The organism is Cellulosimicrobium sp. NPDC030954 (assembly GCF_055571305.1).
The window spans coordinates 420,340-438,412 of record NZ_JBVIFN010000002.1 but is presented as its reverse complement, the minus strand read 5'-3'; the positions used below and the strand labels follow the sequence as shown (position 1 = coordinate 438,412).

The following is an 18,073-nucleotide window of genomic DNA, read 5'->3' as shown; positions in this document are numbered from 1 at the left end:
ACGACGAGCACCGTACGACACCGCGCGCGGGCCGGTCCTGGGGGGGCGGCGTCCGGCACTGCCGCGGCTCGACTACGCTGGTGGGGTGTTCTCCCGCAACAAGCCCGCCGCGACGCCCGCCCCCGACCCTGTCGAGCAGGCGGCCGAGATCGAGCAGGCCGGCAAGGGCCGCCCGACGCCCAAGCGCAAGGTCTCCGAGGCCGCGAACAAGCGACCCCTCGTGCCGAACGACCGTCGCGCCGCCGCCAAGTCCGCGCGGGAGAAGCAGCGCGAGATGCGCGACCGCCAGTACCAGGCGATGCAGACGGGCGACGAGCGCTACCTGCCGCCGCGCGACAAGGGCCCGGTCAAGCGCTACGTGCGCGAGTTCGTCGACGCGCGCTGGAACCTCGGCGAGTTCTTCCTCCCCGTCGCGCTGGTGTTCATCGTCTTCTCGTTCCTCACCGCGCAGAACCAGGACCTCGCGTTCCTCACGGTGATGACGCTCTACGTCATCGTGCTGCTGACGGTCGTGGACGGCTTCATCATGTGGCGCCGGCTGCGCAAGCGCCTGCTCGCGAAGTTCGGCGAGATCCCCAAGGGCACGACGATGTACGCCGTCATGCGGGCGTTCCAGCTGCGCCGGGCGCGCCTGCCCAAGCCGACGCACAAGAAGCACGGCGTCTTCCCGGAGTGACCCGGAGCGGTTCCTGAGGCAACCGTCCGGCGGTTAGGTTGAGCCCATGGTCGACTACCGCTACCTCGGCAACTCGGGTCTCAAGATCTCCGAGATCACCTACGGCAACTGGCTCACCCACGGCTCCCAGGTCGAGAACGACGTCGCGACGGCGTGCGTCCACGCGGCGCTCGACGCCGGCATCTCGACGTTCGACACCGCAGACGTCTACGCGAACACGAAGGCCGAGCAGGTCCTCGGCGACGCGCTCAAGGGACAGCGTCGCGAGTCGCTGGAGATCTTCACGAAGGTCTACTGGCCGACCGGCCCCGGCGGCCCCAACGACACGGGCCTGTCCCGCAAGCACGTCATGGAGTCGATCAACGGCTCGCTCCAGCGCCTCGGCACCGACTACGTCGACCTCTACCAGGCGCACCGGTACGACACGGAGACGCCGCTCGAGGAGACGATGCAGGCGTTCGCGGACATCGTCCGGCAGGGCAAGGCCCTGTACATCGGCGTCACGAAGGGTTGTTAGGCGCCTTACGCCTACGAACGGTCCTATACGCCCGTGAGCAGCGGTGACACGGTATGCGCGGATCGTTGGAGTTCCAGCACTTCGGTCGCGACAGGCGACCGCCCTCGACGAGGGAGCATGCCGAAGATGCCCACACTCTCCGTGACCGAGGTCACGCGCGGCTGAGCCGACGAAAGAGCTAGCAACTCCCCCGGCCCCAGAAACGCCCCCAGCAGACCCGCCTACCGTGACGCGCTCACGACCGACCACGGAGGCATCCCATGGACACGATCACCACGACACAGGCGGACCGCATCGCAGCCCGCCGCGCACGCATCGTCGCGAAGCACCGCGCCGACGCCAACGCCGCCGAACAGTCCGGCGACCACGAGGGCGCAGCAGCACTCCGCACGCTCGCAGACTCCGCACACCGCGCCTACACGCGCGCACGCGTCGACGCCAGGATCGGACGCGCATAGCGTCAACCCCTGCGAGGCGTCACACGGCGCCACTTCTCGATATCCCGCGATCACATCGGCGTAGATCGCGGGATTCGTCATGTTCGGGAGGGGTTCGACGCAAAACCCGAACACAAACGGGAAACAGATGCTCTGGCAGACGGCGATCTCAACTCAAAAAACTAGCAAGTCTTGAAATCCGTTTGCGGTCGTCGAAATGACATCGCGAGATAGATCCGTAATTCTGGTCGACTACGCGCCGTCGGAGGAGAGGTCCTCCTGCATGTGGTAAACGAGCAACTCGTATGTGGCTTGAAGGTCGGACAGTCGTTGTGGAGTTGATTTCGACCAGCCGTCGCCCGCGTCGAGCGCCCGGAGTTCCGTTTCGAGAGCTTGTGCCTCATAGCCGATTTGCGCGCGCCCGACGACTCGAACCGTTGCGAATGCCGCAGCGCTGTCGTGCCACAGGGTGTCGGAGCGACCGATCGGTCCAAGGTGAGACAGCGAACGGTCCAGTGTTAGCTCGTCCTCGTTGGTCCCTCGCCTGATGAGTTTGTCCACCCAGCGACCCGCAACCGTCGCTAGTTCGGCATACGCGACGCGGCGTTCGTCGAGCAGGTGGGCTCGGCGCGCGGCTTCGATGTCACGGTCTGCCTGCTCGCTTCGTTCTGCCGCTGCTCGCTTGTCGCGTCGGTCCTGGGCGCGCAGGTTGGCGAGCGTGCCCCAGAGACCGGCGATGATGCCTGCGAGGCCGAGCACGCCCGAGACGACGAGGGGCAACCACTCGCGTAGTTCCATGGTGCGGAGCGTAACCGTCTGCTCCACCGGCATCCATCCATGCGGTCGCGCCTCAAACTGGGATGTCGAAGCCGAGGTCACGACGCATCATCGCGAATAGGTCGCGCTGAATCTCAAGCCTTCGCGTTTCGCGTACGCTAAATTCCTCGTCGCTCAACCTCTTCGGAGCATTGTGAATAATTGCCCCAGCTTTCGGGTTCTCGCTGAAGAGTATGTCCATGGAAGACGTCTCCTCGTACGTACGCCAAACATGACGCGTGTACTCGCGAGCGAGGTCGGTAATGGCCTCTGGAGCGAGGAACTCCAACTCTCGAAGCGCAGACCTCATCCCGTCACGCGCCGCGAGCGCTCGATCGACGCTCTCGAAAATACGCTTGGACGTCTTGTTCCACGGCAATTGAGTCATGCGCCAGTAGAGTTCGTCGAAGTCATCCATTGCTCCGCGTAGTTTCGTATACGCTTCCCGCTTTAGGTCGAGCCAGTGTTCCTTCCGTCGATCCTGCCTGCTCCTCCCCTCATAATCCAGTGCGTCGAGGCGTCGTTGACTCTCACGCTCATCCTCGCGGCGACCAGATGTGCGGACGACGTAGATGCTCACAAGCGGGCTGACGATCACGGCGACCAACGCAATCCAGTTCGCAGCGTTCATGACGGGGAGCGTACCCGCCGACGGACCGGCCGCTACCGCCAGGGCAGATCGTCGGTGTGGAGGTCCCAGACCTGCCGCTGCTCTGCGATGCTTGCGCCCTTGCGTCGTGCGCGCTCGACCATGACACGCGCCTTGGCGTTCCATCGCCCGTGCAGCATGGCTTCCATCTTGACGTCTCGCTGGAGCTTGGCGTCTTCGTCGGCTCTGATCTGGGCCGGGGTGCGTGGCGGGATTAGGAGTTGGTCGCGGCTGGGTGTGACGCGCGGGGCCGTGTGTCGTGGCCGGGTCGTCTTCGTCGCGGTAGCGGCGCGCAGGGGAAGGACCATGCGTGGCGTGGTCGTGAGGGGGACGTCGTTGCCGTTCTCGGTCATGCCGATGATGACGGCGCCGTCATAGGCGGGCAGGTCGACCAGTGAGACGTGCGCGAGGTCGGCGCGCGTGACTTCGCGGATACTGCCCGGCAGGTCGCGGAATTGGCCGTTGAAGAATCCGATGGAGACGCCGCCGTAGGTTCCTTCGCGCGTGTTTTCGAATGCGGACCGCCCTTCGGGCGTGTTGAAGAATCGGAAGGTGCCGAAGAGTCCCGCCTCGGTTTCGGTGAAGAATGTGGCGCGCGCGACGGGGCGGCGCTTCTCACCGTCGAGGTGGGAGTCTGTGAGGCGGATTCTTCCCCAGTGCGCGGGTCCGGCGTTGACGAGGTGCGCGAACGCGTCGTCTGCGAACTGTTCGCCCTTGTGGCCGGGAATGTCGACGGCGTACGTGACTTCGCCGTACGGGACGCACAGGACGTCGAGGGTGCGGACGGGCGGGGTCGTGCTCGTGCCGGTGGCGGGTGGCCGGTCCAGGGTGACGGTCATGATGCTTCGCCTCTCGTGACGGTCGGGCATTGCCGGTCTGTTCGGTTGTTCCCTGGTCCAGAGAATGCGTCCCGTCACGTGGAGCTAGGCGACGACGCCGACGATGTCGCGGTTCGCCCAGTCGTCGGCGAACGCGGCAGCCGCGGCGGCGCGTGTACGGCCGTCGGGTAGCACGGTCGCGCCGAGCATCGCGACGGTGAGGACGGGCGCACAGTCCGCGCACGCGTGCACGACCTCAGGCACGGCCCGGGATACGCGAGTGTCGTAGCGGCGACCTGTTCGGACCTTGACCATCTGGTACGACTCGAGACGCTGCCCGCACACGGGACACGGGGTCTTGCGTGCTTCGTCCTGGGCGGCGCGGAGCTTGCTCGTCTGGTGTTGGTGCGCGGCGCGGAGCCGGTGCATGTGCGCCCACTTTGTGTAGGGCGCGACGCCGACGCCGCGGGGAATGGCCGTGGCGTGCATTTCCTCGGTCGCTTCGGTTGCGGCGTAGACCGCGCGCAGATGCGGGGGTACCCAGAACGGGTCGTGCTCGTCGGCGCGCCATTCGGTGCCCGGGTATCCAGCCGGTGGGGTAATCGTCTTTGTGCTCATGAGTGAATCTTCTCCTCATTCTCCGGATTGGGCGAGGGTCGGGTTTTCTATTCCGCGAGTCCGTGCGCGCGGAGTATGGCGAGAGTCGGGCAGGATTCTTCGTGCCTGATCCAGACGTCGAGAATTCCCGAGTCGTTCGGGTTCTCGGTGACGATGTCGTGCGAGTTGCAGTCGGGGCAGCCGGTGATACCGGCTTCGAGTGCGCGCCGGGTGGCGTCGTCGTGACTGCTCGTGCTCATGGGATGAGTCCTGTTCGTCGTCGGGAGTGTAGGAGCTTCGGGTGCTTTCTGATCCGCCCTGCACCCCTAGGGGGGTGTTGTTTCTGTCGTTTTGTAGTTTTCGGGAGACAACAAAACAACACTTACAACACACCCCTAGGGGGGTGGGGGCGGTGCGGCGTAGAGTCCGCGCTCCGCGTGCGTGAGTACCTCGCGCTCGACGGCGCGTCGTAGATACGTCCCGGCGGTCTTGGCGTCGATCCCAACTGCTGCTGCGACCTCGGCGGGTGTCACAGGCCCGTCGGCGGCGAGCACGTGAGCGATGACGTCGCGTGACCGTGAACCGACCCCGGCTGTCGCTCGGACTGCGGCTGCGGCTGCGGCGGCGTCTGCGAGGTCGCCGTCTCGCAGCGTCCACCGGCCCTGGTCGATGTCGACGGCGTACTCGTGTTCGGGCACGTCTCGGCCGGTGACTTTCAGCAGCGCGGCGGTCTCGTTGCGCTTGCGGTCCAGAACGACGATGAAGTCGGCTGCCCCGGCCAGGCCGTGCGTGCCGGACACGGCGTCCACGAAATCCTCGCTCGACGCCTTGCGGTCGTGGTGAACGATGATGACGGCCGAGCCGGGGTGCTCGTCGGCTAGCCGCTTGAACGTCCCAACCACTCGGTAGTCACGTTCATAGGCGGACTCGCCGCCCAGGGCGGGCGGCATGACCTTACCTAGCGTGTCGATGATGACGACGCCGCGCGGGTACTGGTCGAGCCAGGTCGCGACGAGGCCGCGCACGTCGGCGGGCGGGGGCGGGATCGTCACGTAGTCGAATCCGTCGGGGATGGGTTGTCCGTCGAGCAGGCGTCTGCACCGGTCTTGGATGCGCCGGTCGCTGTCCTCCATCGCGAGGTAGAGGACACGGCCTTGCTCGACGCGGACGCCGCCGAGCGCGGTGCCGCCGTAGGCGATGGCGAGCGCGATGCCGAGCGCGGCCCATGACTTGCCTGCCTTGGGGGCGCCGATGAGCAGGCCCAGCCCTTCCGGCATGATGCCGTCCACGACGAACCGTAGCGGCGGGAACTTCCTTCCGTTGAGGTCGGCGCCGTGCTTGACGAGGCTGAGCAGGCGGTCCCGTTCCGCTGCTGGCAGGCTCGCGGCGTACGTCTCGACGGTGGAGGTCTCGGTCTCGACGGTGGTTTGGGCGGCGGTCGGTGCGGACGCCGCCACCCTGTCCCGGGTAACCGACTGAACCGTCAGAACCGACGAACCGGCAGCCTCGGTGCTCGCCGGGACGGGTACGCGCACGAGGGGTTCGCCGGCCTGTCGGGGTTGACCGTCGACCGGTACGGGTCCGGGATCGGACCACGGGTCGTCGTCGCGTCGTCGCGGCAAGCTCCCGATCGGTGTTCCGTACGGGAGGGGTGACGTCTGGTCGTTCATGGGCTGCTCACCTGGTCTCGTCGTCGGTGCTCGGGGAGCGTGGCCCTGGTCCGGACAGGAACGGCGGCAGGCTGGACGCGATGCGTAGGACGCGTCCGATCCCGGCCGCGGTCGAGCAGCGCAGCACGGCCAGGCGCAGGTCCGCGCTCTCGGGTTCGGGCAGGGTGTCGGCCTCGTCGAGCGCCGCCGTGAGCGTGTCGAGCACGAGCAGCCGCGCGCTGCCGGTCGTGTCGGGCAGGAACGTTCCGTGTTGCCGGACGTGCCAGCCCTGCCCGGGGATGAACCGCAGCCGGTCGCCGTGCTGGTCGAGCAGCCGGTACGCGATCCGGTCCGCGCCGGTGCGTCCGGTGTCGTGCGCGCGCCAGACGTCCTCACGCGTCCGTTCCGCTTTCTTCCGGGGCGTCACGACCTGCTCCGTCGCCGTGCCTGCGTCGTCGCAGCGTGCGCCCGCATCGATGCCTCGATGGGCGCGAGGACCTGACGACCACGGGCCGCACGCTCGCGGTCGCCCCGGCGCTCGCAGACCTCAACCCAGGACGGCCCAGAGGCGATCTGGGCGACCCTACGGCCCGTCTCGTACATCGTGACTTGCCGGGGCGTGAACAAGTCTGTAGCGGCGATCCACGGCGCCCTGGGGCGGTCCTCGCGGTCGTGCTTCCCGACGCCCAACAGCCGGTTTAGCTCCTGGTGCGCGCGTCGCCGGTCGTCGATGCGCCGCGCCTTCGCGCTCGCCCGTGCGGCCGCCCGGTCCCTCTCCGTCCGTGAGGCACGGATCGCGGCTACCGTGACAGGCGGAGCGTCGCGACCGCTCATCGCGCGCTCAACGGGAATGATGTCCTGGGTTCGGCGGGCCGGAACTTTCTCAGCCGGTGAGTTCCGGTCCGCCGTCCCGCCTGTCACGACGCACCGCCCGTCGACTCGTCAAAGTTGAAGCCAGCCATTCGCAGCGCCGCAATCTGACTCGGGTTGAGCGGCGGGGCCTCCGCGACGGTCTCCCGGAGCCATTCTTGATACTTCGGCGACGAGCGCCACGCTTCGATTTCTCGGTCCTGCTTGCTCATTTTTTCGACGGGCGCGAAGGCGTCGCCCGACGCGATGGCAGCCGAACGCGTCTCGACATTCACGGGCGTTTTCGTGTGTGCGTCGAGCCACGCCGAAACGCTGGCCCGGGAGTACAGCGGGCGACCTCCTACACGGACGACGGGAGGGCCACTGCCCTCGCGCTCCCAACGGGCGACGGTGCCCGGAGACTTGCGGACGAGCGCGGCGAACTCCGCCCGCGTCATCATCACCTCTTGCGAGATATCGGCTACGTCGAGTCGCGTCGCTCCCATGACTTCCCCTCCGCTTTCGTAATGGCTATCGCACGGATTTGCGCTGGGTCGATCATGCGCGTCCGGCGACGACCATTCAAGAGTGGGAGATTCGATGCTCGGGGTCCCCGAGAGCCGACGCGAACGTAAACGACGTCATACGACGTTCGGTAGCGTCAATTGGAGTGCCAGGAGGTGCCAGAGGGCGTCAGCCATCACGCTTCGTTCACGAAACATTCACACACGCAGCCGCGATCTGACGGGAGACGCCGCGCGCGCTCGACCGTCCCGCGGTTGTGGATATGTGGATAACCCGTCAGATCGTCCAGTCAATGTCGACGTGACGTCGCGGATCGTCATTCGCCGCGCCACCCTTGACGCTCCCCCGGCCGATCACGACCACGCGCGGCACCATCACCGACCGCACCGCGTCACGCCGCTGGGCGAGGTCCATGCTGTTCCACACGGCGGACGCGTCCCCGCCCGTGAGCGCGAACGCTGGGTGCGTCCCCGTCGTTGCGCTCACCCGGCGAGCGATGTCGTCCATCTCCGCCGTCAACCGCTCCGACTGCTCGCGCACGGCGTCCGCGCCCAACAGCCCTTCCGCGAGCAGCGCCGCGAGGTCATCGCGGCGATGACGACGCTCGTCGTAGTCGGCGCGCAACGCGTCCACGTCCACTCCCACGGGAGCGAGCAGCGCGGCCGCGTCGGGTGCGCTCATACGCGCCAGCAGGGCATCCGTGACCGCGACGTCGACCACAGCACACTTACGCGTCAGGTGATACTCGGGGCACCTGTAGACCGACCAGCGCCTCTCCCCGGACGACGCACCCGCCCCCTTCAGCGGAGCGTCGCACACTCCACACCGCGCGATGCCCGAGAGCAGGTGCTTAGCGGCGTTCGACCTCGTGCTACGTCGCGACGGGTCCGTCAGCAACTCCACCAACCGCTGGTGCGTCTCGTCGTCGAGAATCGCCGTCCAGTCACCCTCTCCGACATCGTCCCCGAGATACACGTTCCGTCCCGCGTGACGAGGATTGAGGAAAACGCGCCGCACATACCCGTTACGCCACGGCACCCCGCCCGTCGTCAGTAGCCCGCGCTCATTCCAGTCACGAGCGACCGACGCGAGCGACGCGCCCCCAAGGACCGCCGCCGCGCCCTCCCGGATCGCTTGCGCTTCCGCATCCACGATGACGACCGCGCCGTCCGCGCCCCGGTCGTACCCGAACGGGCGACGAAGCCACCGCGCCACCCCCTGCGACGCACGCTGACGGTTCGCCGCTCGCTGGCGGGCACTCTTCCGCTCGACTTCGGCGCGGGCGAACGACGCCATGACTCGTGCCATCAGTCGTCCCGTGTCGGTCGAGAGGTCGACGTCGCCCGTCACGGTCGCGAACTTGATACCCGACGTCTCCGTCACGGCGATGACGTCTTCCAGGTCGATGATGCGACGCGTCAGACGGTCCATGTGCCACACGATGACGTAGTCCGTCGCGCCCGACCGGATGCGGTCCAGGAGCGTTGAGTACGCGGGACGAGCGACCCCGGTCGATGCGCTCACGTCGTTGTCGATCAGCTCCTCGACGACGTCCCAGCCCCGCGCCTCGGCGAGCGCGCGGCACTCTGCGATCTGACGAGCCACAGCCGCGCCCTCTCCTGCACGATCGAGCGACTGTCTGGCGTAGATGACTGCACGATTCCTCTTCATAAACGTAAGGCTACTAGTGACCATTCGGCGTGTCCGAGTGGACCGCCGACCAGATCCGCGCCGGCGCCGCGCTCGCGAAGGAGCTGGGCTTCCAGCTCATCTCCTCCCAGCCGCAGTACTCGATGCTGTGGCGCGTCATCGAGGACGAGGTCGTGCCGACCTCGCGCGAGCTGGGGCTGTCCCAGATCGTCTGGTCCCCGATGGCCCAGGGGGTGCTCTCGGGCAAGTACCTGCCCGGCCAGGCGGCCCCTGCGGGGTCGCGCGCGGCCGACGAGAAGGCAGGCCGCGGCGGCATCAGCCAGTTCATGTCGGACGACGTCCTCACGCGCGTGCAGGGCCTCAAGCCGGTCGCGGACGAGCTGGGGCTCACCATGCCGCAGCTCGCCGTCGCGTGGGTCCTGCAGAACGACAACGTCGCGGCGGCCCTCGTCGGCGCGTCGCGGCCCGAGCAGGTCGCCGAGAACGTCAAGGCGTCGGGCGTCACGATCCCCGCCGAGCTCCTGGCGCGCATCGACGACGTCCTCGGGGACGCCGTCGAGCGCGACCCGGGCAAGACCGCCGAGAACGCGCCGCAGACGCGCGTCGTCTGAGTCCGGCGCCCGCGCGCGGCGACGGCCCCGGCGGTGGTCCGCCGGGGCCGTCGCCGTCTCCTCACCGGCCGGGCTCGGGCATGCCTCCCTCGCCCGGCCGGAGGCCCGTGGTCGCGGGGACCGGCTCCCGCGGTCCCGTCCTGGCGTGCGCCCGACGGCGCGCCCGGGCGCGTGCGGGGCGCGGCGTGACGAGCCCCCGCGGGGCGAACCAGCGCCCGGTGAGCTGGACGATCGGCCCGACGCCCAGCGCGTAGGCGACGGTCGCCCAGCCCAGCGTGCCGCCGAGCGCCCAGCCCACCGACACGACGACGACCTCGATGAGCGTGCGTACGAGGCGCACCGACCACCCCGTGCGCGCGACCAGGCCGGTCATGAGCCCGTCGCGCGGGCCGGGGCCGAGGCGCACCCCGAGGTACGCCGACGTCGCGAGCCCGTTGAGCACGATCCCGCCGACGGCGAGCGCGACGCTCGCCGCGACGCCGGGGTCGGGCACGAGGCGCGTCACGAGCGCGATCGCGGGGTCGATGGTCAGCGTGATGACGACGACGTTCGCGACGGTGCCGACACCGGGGCGCTGGCGCAGCGGGATCCACGCGAGCAGCGCCAGCACGCTGAGCGAGCCGACGACGACGCCGAACGGCAGCCCGGTGCGGAGCACGACGCCCTGGTGCAGGACGTCCCACGGCATCCCGCCCTGGCCCGCGTGGAGCAGCATCGCCATGGAGAGCGCGTAGGCGAGGAGGCCGAGGAGGAGCTGGACGGCACGACGGGCGGGGCTCATGCGAGCCATCCTGACGACCAAGTGGCATCGACATCCATAGCCAATCGCGAGAGAGTGGCCCCATGAGCCTCGCCCCGCCCGGGTCCGTCGACGTCCACCGCCACCTCTCCCCCGCCGCCGCGGCGCGGCTCCTGGGCCGCTGGCACGCGGGCGGCCCCGCGTACACGGCGCTGGCCGACGGCCTGCGTGCCGCCGTCCTGGCCGGCACGCTCGCCCCGCACACGCGGCTCCCCTCCGAGCGCGACCTCGCCGCCGCGCTCGGCGTCTCCCGCACCACCACGGCGGCCGCGTACGGGCGGCTGCGCGAGCTCGGCTTCGCGCGCTCGCGCACCGGGTCGGGGACCGTCGTCGTGCTCCCCCGCGCGACCCGGCCCCGGTCCGCGCCCCGCGCCCACGGGGGCGACGCCCCGCCCGCGCCCGCGCCCCACGTCGCGCCGATCGACCTCGCCGACCTCTCCCAGGCGACCTCCGCCGCCCCGAGCGGGCTGCACGGCGCGTACTCGCGCGCGCTCGAGCGCCTCCCCGAGTACCTGTCCGGGGGCGGGTACGAGCCGTACGGCGTCGGCGTCCTGCGGGAGGCGATCGCCGACCACCACACCCGGCGCGGCACGCCGACGACGCCCGACGAGGTCCTCGTCACGACCGGCGCCCAGCACGCGATCACCACGCTCGCGGGCACGCTCCTCGGCGGCGGCGACCGCGCCGTCGTGCAGTCGCCCACCTACTACCACGCGATGGAGGCGCTGCGGCGCGCCGGGGCACGGCTCGTGCCCGTCCCGGTCGGGCGCGGCGACCGGGAGCCGCACCCCGGCCGCGACCGGGACGCACCCGGGTTCGACGTCGACCTCTTCGGCTCGACGCTGCGCCAGGTCTCGCCGCGGCTGGTGTACCTCGTGCCCGACTTCCACAACCCGACCGCGTACACGCTCACCCCCGAGGAGCGGGCGGGGGTGCGCGACGCCGCCGCGCGCCACCGCGTGACCGTCGTCGGGGACGAGACCCTCACCGACCTCGACCTCGACGGCGACCCCGACGCCGTCGGCCCCGTCGCCGAACCGCTCGCCGGGGACGGGACGTCGCCGTACGTCGTCACCGTGGGGTCGGCGTCCAAGTCGTTCTGGGGCGGGCTGCGCGTCGGGTGGGTCCGCGCGCACCCCGACCTCGTCGCGCGGCTCGCGCGCACCCGGCAGTCCGCCGACATCGCGACCGCGGTGCTCGAGCAGCTCGCCGTCGTCGAGCTGCTCGACGACGCGGGCAGCGTGCTCGCCGAGCGCCGCAGGATGCTGCGCACGCAGCGCGACCAGCTGTGCGGGCTCCTGGGCGCGGCGCTCCCCGACTGGCGCGTGCACGTCCCGGAGGGCGGGCTGTCCCTGTGGGTCGACGTCGGCGCACCCGTCGCCCAGGCGTTCGCCGCCGCGGCGGCCGCGGAGGGCGTCCTCGTCAACGCCGGCCCCACCTTCACCCCTGACGGCAGCGCCACGGACCGGCTGCGCCTCACGTTCTCGCGCCCGCCCGAGGAGCTGGAGCGGGCGGTGTCCCGGCTCGCCGCGGCGTGGGCGCGCGTGGCGGGCTGACGACGCCCTGGGCCGTCCGCGAGCGGGCGTCCGCGGTCAGCGCGCGCGGAGCTCCACGGGCGCGGTCGCCTGCGTCCCGTCGTGCAGGAGCCGCGCGACCGCGGCGCCCTCGGCCGCCAGGGTGCGCCAGGTCTCGCCGAGCCACTGCTCCGCGTCGTACTGCGTCGTGAAGACGGGGCTCACGGGCGTGGCGAGGACGCCGCCCTCGGCGTCGTCGAGCTCCCAGACCCACTGCGGCCGGATCATCGTGCCTCCCTCGCCTCGGCGCCGCGCACGTGCTCGCCCGGCTCCGGGTGGCGTGCGAGCGACCGGTTGATGCGCGCCGCCCAGAGCGGGCCCTGGTAGAGGAACCCGGTGTACCCCTGGACGAGGTCGGCACCCGCGTGCAGATAGTCGCGGGCGTCGTGCGCGGTCGTGATGCCCCCGACGCCGATGATCGCGCGACGCGCGCCGAGGCGCTCGCGCAGGCGCGCGACCACGGCGAGGCCCCGGGCACGGACGGGCGGGCCGGAGAGCCCGCCGGGCCCGCGGTCGTGCCCGATCGTCGTGTTGACGGCGACGACGCCGTCGAGGTCGAGCTCGTCGACGAGGTCGGCGACCGCGTCCACGTCCTCGTCCGCGAGGTCGGGCGCGATCTTGACGAGCAGCGGCACCCGGGCGACGCCCGCGTCCGTGGTCGCGGCGTCGGCCGCCTCGCGCACCGCCACGAGGATCGGGCGCAGCGACTCGACCTCCTGGAGGTCGCGCAGGCCCGGGGTGTTGGGCGAGGAGACGTTGACGACGAGGTAGTCGGCGTACGGCGCGAGCAGCCCCGCGCTCGTCGCGTAGTCCGCCGCGGCCTCGGCCGCGGGCGTGACCTTCGTCTTGCCGATGTTGGCGCCCACGAGCACGGCGCGCCCCGACCTCGTCGAGCGCAGCGCCTCGAGCCGGCGGGCGGCCGCCGCGGCCCCCTCGTTGTTGAAGCCCATGCGGTTGCGCACGCCCATGACGTCGAGCTCGCGCCACAGCCGCGGCTTCTCGTTGCCCGGCTGCGCGTGCGCGGTGACCGTGCCGATCTCGACGAACGCGAAGCCGAGCATCGTCAGCCCGCGCACGGCGCGCGCGTCCTTGTCGAACCCGCCCGCGAGACCGAAGGGCGCGGGGAAGACCTTGCCCAGGACCTCGACGCTGCCCCGGCCCCCGGCCCCGCGGCCCAGGTAGGGCGCGAGCGCCCCCTGCACGACGTCGCGCAGCACCGGCACGCGGCCGACGGCGCCGATGAGGTCGAACGCGACGTGGTGCGCGCGCTCGGGGTCCATGCGGCGGAAGACGGTGTCGAAGAGCAGTCCGTAGAGGAGCGGGCGGCGGCGGGTCATGCGGCGTCCTCCGGGGCGTCGGTGTCGGTGCGGGTGCTGGTGGTGCTCGGGCTGGCGCTCGGGGTGGCGCCGGCCGACGACGCGGCGCCCGGGCGGGTGCGCCAGAGCCACCACAGGCCGACGAACGGCAGGACGAGCGGCACGTAGCCGTAGCCCTGTCCGAAGCCGGACCAGACGGTCGCGCGCGGGAAGGCCGCGGCGTCGGCGAGGGAGAACGCGCCGACGGCGAGCACGCCGACGAGCTCGACGCCCACCGCGACCCACGCGACGCGGCGCGCGACCTCACCGCCCCGCGCGAGCGCGACCGTCGCGACGACGTACACGGCCGCGGCGAGCGCCGACAGCGCGTACGCGAGGGGCGCCTCGTGCCAGTCGCGCAGGAGCTGCACGGCGGCGCGTGCCGAGGCTGCGAGCGCGAAGATCCCGTACACGGCGACGAGGACCCGGCCGAAGCCGGTGTTCGTGCGGCGCGGGTGCGGCGTCCCGGCCGGGGCGGCGGGTGCGCTCATGGCGAGGTCCTCCAGGTCAGACGTTCCAGATCTGCCACAGGCGCCACTCGAGGAACGCGACGGTGAGCGCGGCGACCGCGAGCACGACGGAGCTCCAGCGCGAGCGCTCCGCGAAGGCCCACAGGGCGGCGACGGGCAGGATGAAGAGGGTGGTCACGAGGTAGCCCCACAGCAGCACGGGGTCGCTCGGCGCGGTGCCGGTGGCGCCGAGCACGCCCACCACGACCGCCTGCACGAGGATCAGCCCCTCGATCACCGCCGCTCCCCAGAGCTGGCGCAGGATCACCGCGCGGTCGCGCGCGACGAACACGAGCGCCCAGCCGGCGAGCGCGACGCACGCCGCGACCACGAGCAGCAGGAGGGGAAGGACCACGCGGCCGAGCGTACCGGGGGCGGCCCGCGGCCACGGAATCGGTCCACAGGTGCCGCGGGCCTCGCGGGGGCAGAGGTGGCGCGCCCGGAGATAGCATCGCGGGGTGGCTGAACTGACCGTCTCCAGCAAGAATCCCGCCGGTGCCAAGGTCGACGCACTCGTCGTCGGCACCCACACGACGTCCGACGGCGTCGCGATCGTCGGGGGCGACCTGCCCCGTCCGGTGGTCGCCGCGCTCGAGGACCTCGCACCCGCGCTCGGCATCACGGGCGCGGCCGACGAGGTCCGCAAGGTGCCCGCCGGGCCCGAGCTCAAGGCCGACGTGCTCGTGCTCGTGGGCCTCGGCGCGCGGCGCGCGGACGGCACGTTCAGCGCCGAGGCGCTGCGCCGCGCCGCCGGTGCCGCGCTGCGCGCGCTCGCCGGGACGGCGTCGGTCGCCGTCGCGCTCCCCGTCGAGGACGAGGCCGAGCTCGGCGCCGTCGCCGAGGGCGCGCTGCTCGGCGCCTACGCGTTCGCGCGCTACCGCACGGGCGAGGCCGCGTCGTCGGCCGCGAGCCGCCCGCCGGCGACCGTCGAGGTCCTCGCCGGGAGCACGCGCAGCTCCGCGGCCAAGGCCGCGGTCGAGCGGGCGAAGGTCGTCGCGGCGGCCGTGAACGCGACACGCGACCTCGTCAACGCCGCGCCCAACGACCTCTTCCCCGCCGCGTTCGCCGACGTCGCGAAGCAGGCCGTGAAGGACTCGGGCGCCAAGGGCCTCAAGGTCACGGTGCTCGACGACAAGGCGCTCGCCGCGGGCGGCTACGGCGGTCTGGTCGGCGTGGGCCAGGGCTCGGCGCGCGGGCCGCGCCTGGTCAAGGTCGCCTACGCGCCGTCGCGGCCCGCCGCGAAGGTCGCGCTCGTGGGCAAGGGCATCACGTTCGACTCGGGCGGCATCTCGATCAAGCCCGCCAAGGGCATGGAGGCGATGAAGTCGGACATGGCCGGCGCTGCCGCCGTGCTGCAGACGGTCGTCGCCGCCGCGCGCCTCGGGCTGCCCGTGGCCGTGACCGGCTGGCTGTGCCTCGCGGAGAACATGCCGTCGGGCACCGCGCAGCGCCCGTCCGACGTCATCACGATCCGTGGCGGCAAGACCGTCGAGGTGCTCAACACCGACGCCGAGGGCCGTCTCGTCATGGCCGACGGCCTGGTCGCCGCGGTCGAGGAGAAGCCGGACGTCGTGCTCGACGTCGCGACGCTCACCGGCGCGCAGATGGTCGCGCTCGGCAACCGCGTCTCCGCCGTCATGGGCGCCGACGACGTGCGCGCCGAGGTCGTCGCGGCAGCCGACGCCGCGGGCGAGCAGTTCTGGCCGATGCCGCTGCCCGAGGAGCTGGGCGCGTCGCTGAAGTCGAAGGTCGCGGACCTCGCGAACATCGGCGACCGGTTCGGCGGCATGCTCGTCGCGGGCCTGTTCCTCCAGGAGTTCGTCGGGGAGACGCCGTGGGCGCACCTCGACATCGCCGGCCCGGCGTTCAACGAGGGCTCCGCGCACGGCTACACCCCGGTGGGCGGGACGGGCGTCGCCGTCCGCACCCTGCTCGGCCTCGTCGAGGGTCGCGCCCGCCGCTGACCCCGGCCTCGTCGAGCAGGTGGTCCTGGTCCGTCCGGGCGACCGGACCAGGGCCACCTGCTCGACGCCGGAAGGTCGCCTGGTCGGGCGGTGTCAGGAGGTCCGGCGACGGCGTTGGCGCGAGTTCCAGTCGCGCATGCGCTGCGGGTAGCCGGTGAAGCGGACGTTGTAGACCGGCACGCCCAGCGAGCCGGCGACGTCGAACGCCGTCTTCTCGTCCGGGACGCGCCGCCGCGTCCACTCGCCCGTCGTCGCGATGAGCAGGAGCGTCGCCCCCGTGTCCTGCGTGGGCGGCTCGACGTACGCCTCGACCCCGACGCGCGTGCGCACGAAGTCCTGGAGGTGCGCGAGCGTCGCGCGGCGGGCGTCCGACGGCGCGGCGGCGGCGCCGCTCGCGGACGGGGTCGGCGCGGGGCGGCGGGAGAACAGGCTGGACAGCTTGGGCAGCCGGGGCACAAGCGGCAGGGTACAGCGTGACCCTGGTCATACGGTGGGCCCGCTGTCTGCAGCGTCACAGCCGCGAGGCCCTGGTTTCGATTGGGGAGCCCGTCCCCGAGGTGCCAAGATGGCACCCGGAGAACGTTCACGCACCGTGGGCCAGCGGTTCCCGTCCGGCCCGTCGACGTGCCGTGCACGTCCGCCCTCGCTCTCCCCTCGCTGAAGGAGTCGCACGTGGCCGAACCCGGCACACCATTCGACGTCGTCGTCCTGGGCGGAGGCAGCGCCGGCTACGCCACCGCGCTGCGCGCCGCCCAGCTCGGCCTCTCCGTCGCGCTCGTCGAGTCGGGCAAGCTCGGTGGGACCTGCCTGCACAACGGGTGCATCCCGACCAAGGCCCTGCTCCACGCGGCCGAGCTGGCCGACGGCGCCCGGGAGGGCGCGAGGTTCGGCGTCCGCAGCACGCTCGAGGGCATCGACATGGCGGGCGTCAACGGCTACAAGGACGGCGTCGTCGCCGGGCTCTACAAGGGACTCCAGGGGCTCGTCGCCTCGCGCGGCATCACGTTCGTCGAGGGGCACGGCCGGCTCGTGTCGCAGGACACCGTCGAGGTCGACGGCACCCGCTACACCGGCCGCCACGTCGTGCTCGCGACCGGCTCGTACTCGCGCTCGCTCCCGGGCCTCGAGATCGCCGGCCGCGTCATCACGTCCGACCAGGCGCTGGGGCTCGACCGCGTGCCCACGTCGGTGGTCGTGCTCGGCGGCGGCGTCATCGGCGTCGAGTTCGCGAGCGTGTGGAAGTCGTTCGGCGCCGACGTCCAGATCGTCGAGGCGCTGCCCCACCTCGTGCCCAACGAGGACGAGGCGCTCTCCAAGTCGCTCGAGCGGGCTTTCCGCAAGCGCGGCATCAAGTTCTCGCTCGGCGACCGGTTCGCGGGCGTCAAGGAGACCGACTCGGGCGTCACCGTCACGCTCGAGTCCGGCAAGACGTTCGAGGCCGAGCTGCTGCTGGTCGCCGTGGGGCGCGGGCCGCGCACCGCGGACCTCGGGTTCGAGGCGCAGGGCATCACGCTCGACCGCGGGTTCGTGATCGTCGACGAGCGCCTGCACACGGGCGTCGGGAACATCTGGGCCGCCGGCGACATCGTGCCCGGCCTCCAGCTCGCGCACCGCGGGTTCGCGCAGGGCATCTTCCTCGCGGAGCAGATCGCCGGGCTCGACCCGACGCCGATCGTCGAGTCGTCGATCCCGCGCGTCACGTACTGCGAGCCCGAGGTGGCGTCCGTCGGCGTCACGGAGGCCGCGGCGATCGAGACGTGGGGGGCCGACCAGGTCGAGTCCCTCGAGTACAACCTCGCCGGCAACGGCAAGAGCAAGATCCTCGCGACCAGCGGCTTCGTCAAGCTCGTGCGCCGCAAGGACGGGCCCGTCGTCGGCGTGCACATGATCGGCGCGCGCGTCGGCGAGCTCGTCGGCGAAGGGCAGCTCATCGTGGGCTGGGAGGCGTACCCCGAGGACGTCGCCGCCCTGGTCCACGCCCACCCCACCCAGAACGAGGCACTCGGAGAGGCGCACCTGGCCCTGGCCGGCAAGCCTCTGCACGCCCACAACTGACCCCAACGATCGAAGGAGACCAG

The 18,073-nt window shown here is 71.3% G+C and carries 20 protein-coding genes and 2 pseudogenes; 7 read left to right on the top strand and 15 right to left on the bottom strand.

The features are described 5' to 3' along the window. Window positions 1-85: 85 nt before the first annotated feature. The 3 genes and pseudogenes from ACZ402_RS06965 (at window position 86) to ACZ402_RS06955 (ending at window position 1,651) form a co-directional block, all read left to right on the top strand. Window positions 86-676, top strand: coding sequence for a DUF3043 domain-containing protein (locus ACZ402_RS06965; protein ID WP_375824835.1), 591 nt, complete (start codon window positions 86-88; stop codon window positions 674-676). A gap of 46 nt (window positions 677-722) precedes the next feature. Continuing rightward, window positions 723-1,184 (top strand): annotated as a pseudogene (locus ACZ402_RS06960) (aldo/keto reductase); the annotation flags it as partial. A gap of 269 nt (window positions 1,185-1,453) precedes the next feature. Next, window positions 1,454-1,651 (top strand): hypothetical protein, encoded by a 198-nt coding sequence (locus tag ACZ402_RS06955; protein WP_375824834.1) that lies wholly within the window; start codon window positions 1,454-1,456, stop codon window positions 1,649-1,651. Window positions 1,652-1,882: 231 nt separating this feature from the next. On the opposite strand, the gene ACZ402_RS06950 is transcribed toward ACZ402_RS06955, so the two are convergent. From ACZ402_RS06950 to ACZ402_RS06910, 9 genes are all read right to left on the bottom strand, one after another. Beyond that, entirely contained in the window at window positions 1,883-2,428 is a 546-nt protein-coding gene (locus ACZ402_RS06950) for a hypothetical protein (RefSeq protein WP_375824833.1), read from the bottom strand. 52 nt (window positions 2,429-2,480) lie between these two features. Continuing rightward, window positions 2,481-3,077, bottom strand: a complete 597-nt coding sequence (locus ACZ402_RS06945) for a hypothetical protein (RefSeq protein ID WP_375824832.1) — start codon at window positions 3,075-3,077, stop codon at window positions 2,481-2,483. Between the two features lie 32 nt (window positions 3,078-3,109). Beyond that, window positions 3,110-3,934: an HK97 family phage prohead protease gene (locus ACZ402_RS06940; protein ID WP_375824831.1), complete on the bottom strand. Its 825-nt coding sequence runs from the start codon at window positions 3,932-3,934 to the stop codon at window positions 3,110-3,112. A gap of 84 nt (window positions 3,935-4,018) precedes the next feature. Further along, window positions 4,019-4,531, bottom strand: coding sequence for a hypothetical protein (locus ACZ402_RS06935; RefSeq protein WP_375824830.1), 513 nt, complete (start codon window positions 4,529-4,531; stop codon window positions 4,019-4,021). A gap of 47 nt (window positions 4,532-4,578) precedes the next feature. Next, entirely contained in the window at window positions 4,579-4,770 is a 192-nt protein-coding gene (locus ACZ402_RS06930) for a hypothetical protein (RefSeq protein WP_375824829.1), read from the bottom strand. A gap of 135 nt (window positions 4,771-4,905) precedes the next feature. Continuing rightward, window positions 4,906-6,180, bottom strand: a complete 1,275-nt coding sequence (locus ACZ402_RS06925) for an AAA family ATPase (protein ID WP_375824828.1) — start codon at window positions 6,178-6,180, stop codon at window positions 4,906-4,908. Between the two features lie 7 nt (window positions 6,181-6,187). Further along, entirely contained in the window at window positions 6,188-6,586 is a 399-nt protein-coding gene (locus tag ACZ402_RS06920; RefSeq protein WP_375824827.1) for a hypothetical protein, read from the bottom strand. 490 nt (window positions 6,587-7,076) lie between these two features. Continuing rightward, entirely contained in the window at window positions 7,077-7,514 is a 438-nt protein-coding gene (locus tag ACZ402_RS06915; protein WP_375824826.1) for a helix-turn-helix transcriptional regulator, read from the bottom strand. A gap of 295 nt (window positions 7,515-7,809) precedes the next feature. Beyond that, on the bottom strand, window positions 7,810-9,204 hold the full coding sequence (locus tag ACZ402_RS06910; protein WP_375824825.1) for a recombinase family protein: 1,395 nt from the start codon (window positions 9,202-9,204) through the stop codon (window positions 7,810-7,812). 26 nt (window positions 9,205-9,230) lie between these two features. Here ACZ402_RS06910 and ACZ402_RS06905 point away from each other — a divergent pair. Then, window positions 9,231-9,794, top strand: a pseudogene (locus ACZ402_RS06905) (aldo/keto reductase); the annotation flags it as partial. A gap of 61 nt (window positions 9,795-9,855) precedes the next feature. Here the strand turns inward: ACZ402_RS06905 and yczE are convergent. Continuing rightward, window positions 9,856-10,575: a membrane protein YczE gene (gene yczE, locus ACZ402_RS06900; RefSeq protein WP_375824690.1), complete on the bottom strand. Its 720-nt coding sequence runs from the start codon at window positions 10,573-10,575 to the stop codon at window positions 9,856-9,858. Window positions 10,576-10,637: 62 nt separating this feature from the next. Between yczE and yczR the strand changes: the two genes are divergently transcribed. Beyond that, entirely contained in the window at window positions 10,638-12,149 is a 1,512-nt protein-coding gene (gene yczR, locus ACZ402_RS06895) for a MocR-like transcription factor YczR (protein WP_375824691.1), read from the top strand. A gap of 36 nt (window positions 12,150-12,185) precedes the next feature. Here yczR and ACZ402_RS06890 read toward each other — a convergent pair whose 3' ends face one another. The 4 genes from ACZ402_RS06890 to ACZ402_RS06875 are packed head-to-tail and all read right to left on the bottom strand — an operon-like array spanning window position 12,186 to window position 14,386. Next, window positions 12,186-12,395: a hypothetical protein gene (locus tag ACZ402_RS06890; protein ID WP_375824692.1), complete on the bottom strand. Its 210-nt coding sequence runs from the start codon at window positions 12,393-12,395 to the stop codon at window positions 12,186-12,188. Next, entirely contained in the window at window positions 12,392-13,504 is a 1,113-nt protein-coding gene (locus ACZ402_RS06885) for a quinone-dependent dihydroorotate dehydrogenase (protein ID WP_375824693.1), read from the bottom strand. The genes ACZ402_RS06890 and ACZ402_RS06885 overlap by 4 nt, the downstream gene beginning before the upstream one ends. Further along, entirely contained in the window at window positions 13,501-14,013 is a 513-nt protein-coding gene (locus tag ACZ402_RS06880; protein WP_375824694.1) for a hypothetical protein, read from the bottom strand. Before ACZ402_RS06880 ends, ACZ402_RS06885 begins: the two co-directional genes overlap by 4 nt. A gap of 16 nt (window positions 14,014-14,029) precedes the next feature. Continuing rightward, the gene (locus ACZ402_RS06875) at window positions 14,030-14,386 is read right to left on the bottom strand and encodes a hypothetical protein (RefSeq protein ID WP_375824695.1); all 357 of its coding nucleotides are present in this window, start codon (window positions 14,384-14,386) and stop codon (window positions 14,030-14,032) included. A gap of 103 nt (window positions 14,387-14,489) precedes the next feature. Between ACZ402_RS06875 and ACZ402_RS06870 the strand changes: the two genes are divergently transcribed. Continuing rightward, window positions 14,490-15,995, top strand: a complete 1,506-nt coding sequence (locus tag ACZ402_RS06870) for a leucyl aminopeptidase (protein WP_375824696.1) — start codon at window positions 14,490-14,492, stop codon at window positions 15,993-15,995. Between the two features lie 93 nt (window positions 15,996-16,088). On the opposite strand, the gene ACZ402_RS06865 is transcribed toward ACZ402_RS06870, so the two are convergent. Continuing rightward, window positions 16,089-16,451: an oxidoreductase gene (locus ACZ402_RS06865; RefSeq protein ID WP_375824697.1), complete on the bottom strand. Its 363-nt coding sequence runs from the start codon at window positions 16,449-16,451 to the stop codon at window positions 16,089-16,091. A 216-nt stretch (window positions 16,452-16,667) separates the two neighbouring features. On the opposite strand from ACZ402_RS06865, the gene lpdA reads away from it, so the two are divergent. After that, the gene (lpdA, locus tag ACZ402_RS06860; RefSeq protein ID WP_375824698.1) at window positions 16,668-18,050 is read left to right on the top strand and encodes a dihydrolipoyl dehydrogenase; all 1,383 of its coding nucleotides are present in this window, start codon (window positions 16,668-16,670) and stop codon (window positions 18,048-18,050) included. The last annotated feature ends 23 nt before the right edge of the window (window positions 18,051-18,073 follow it).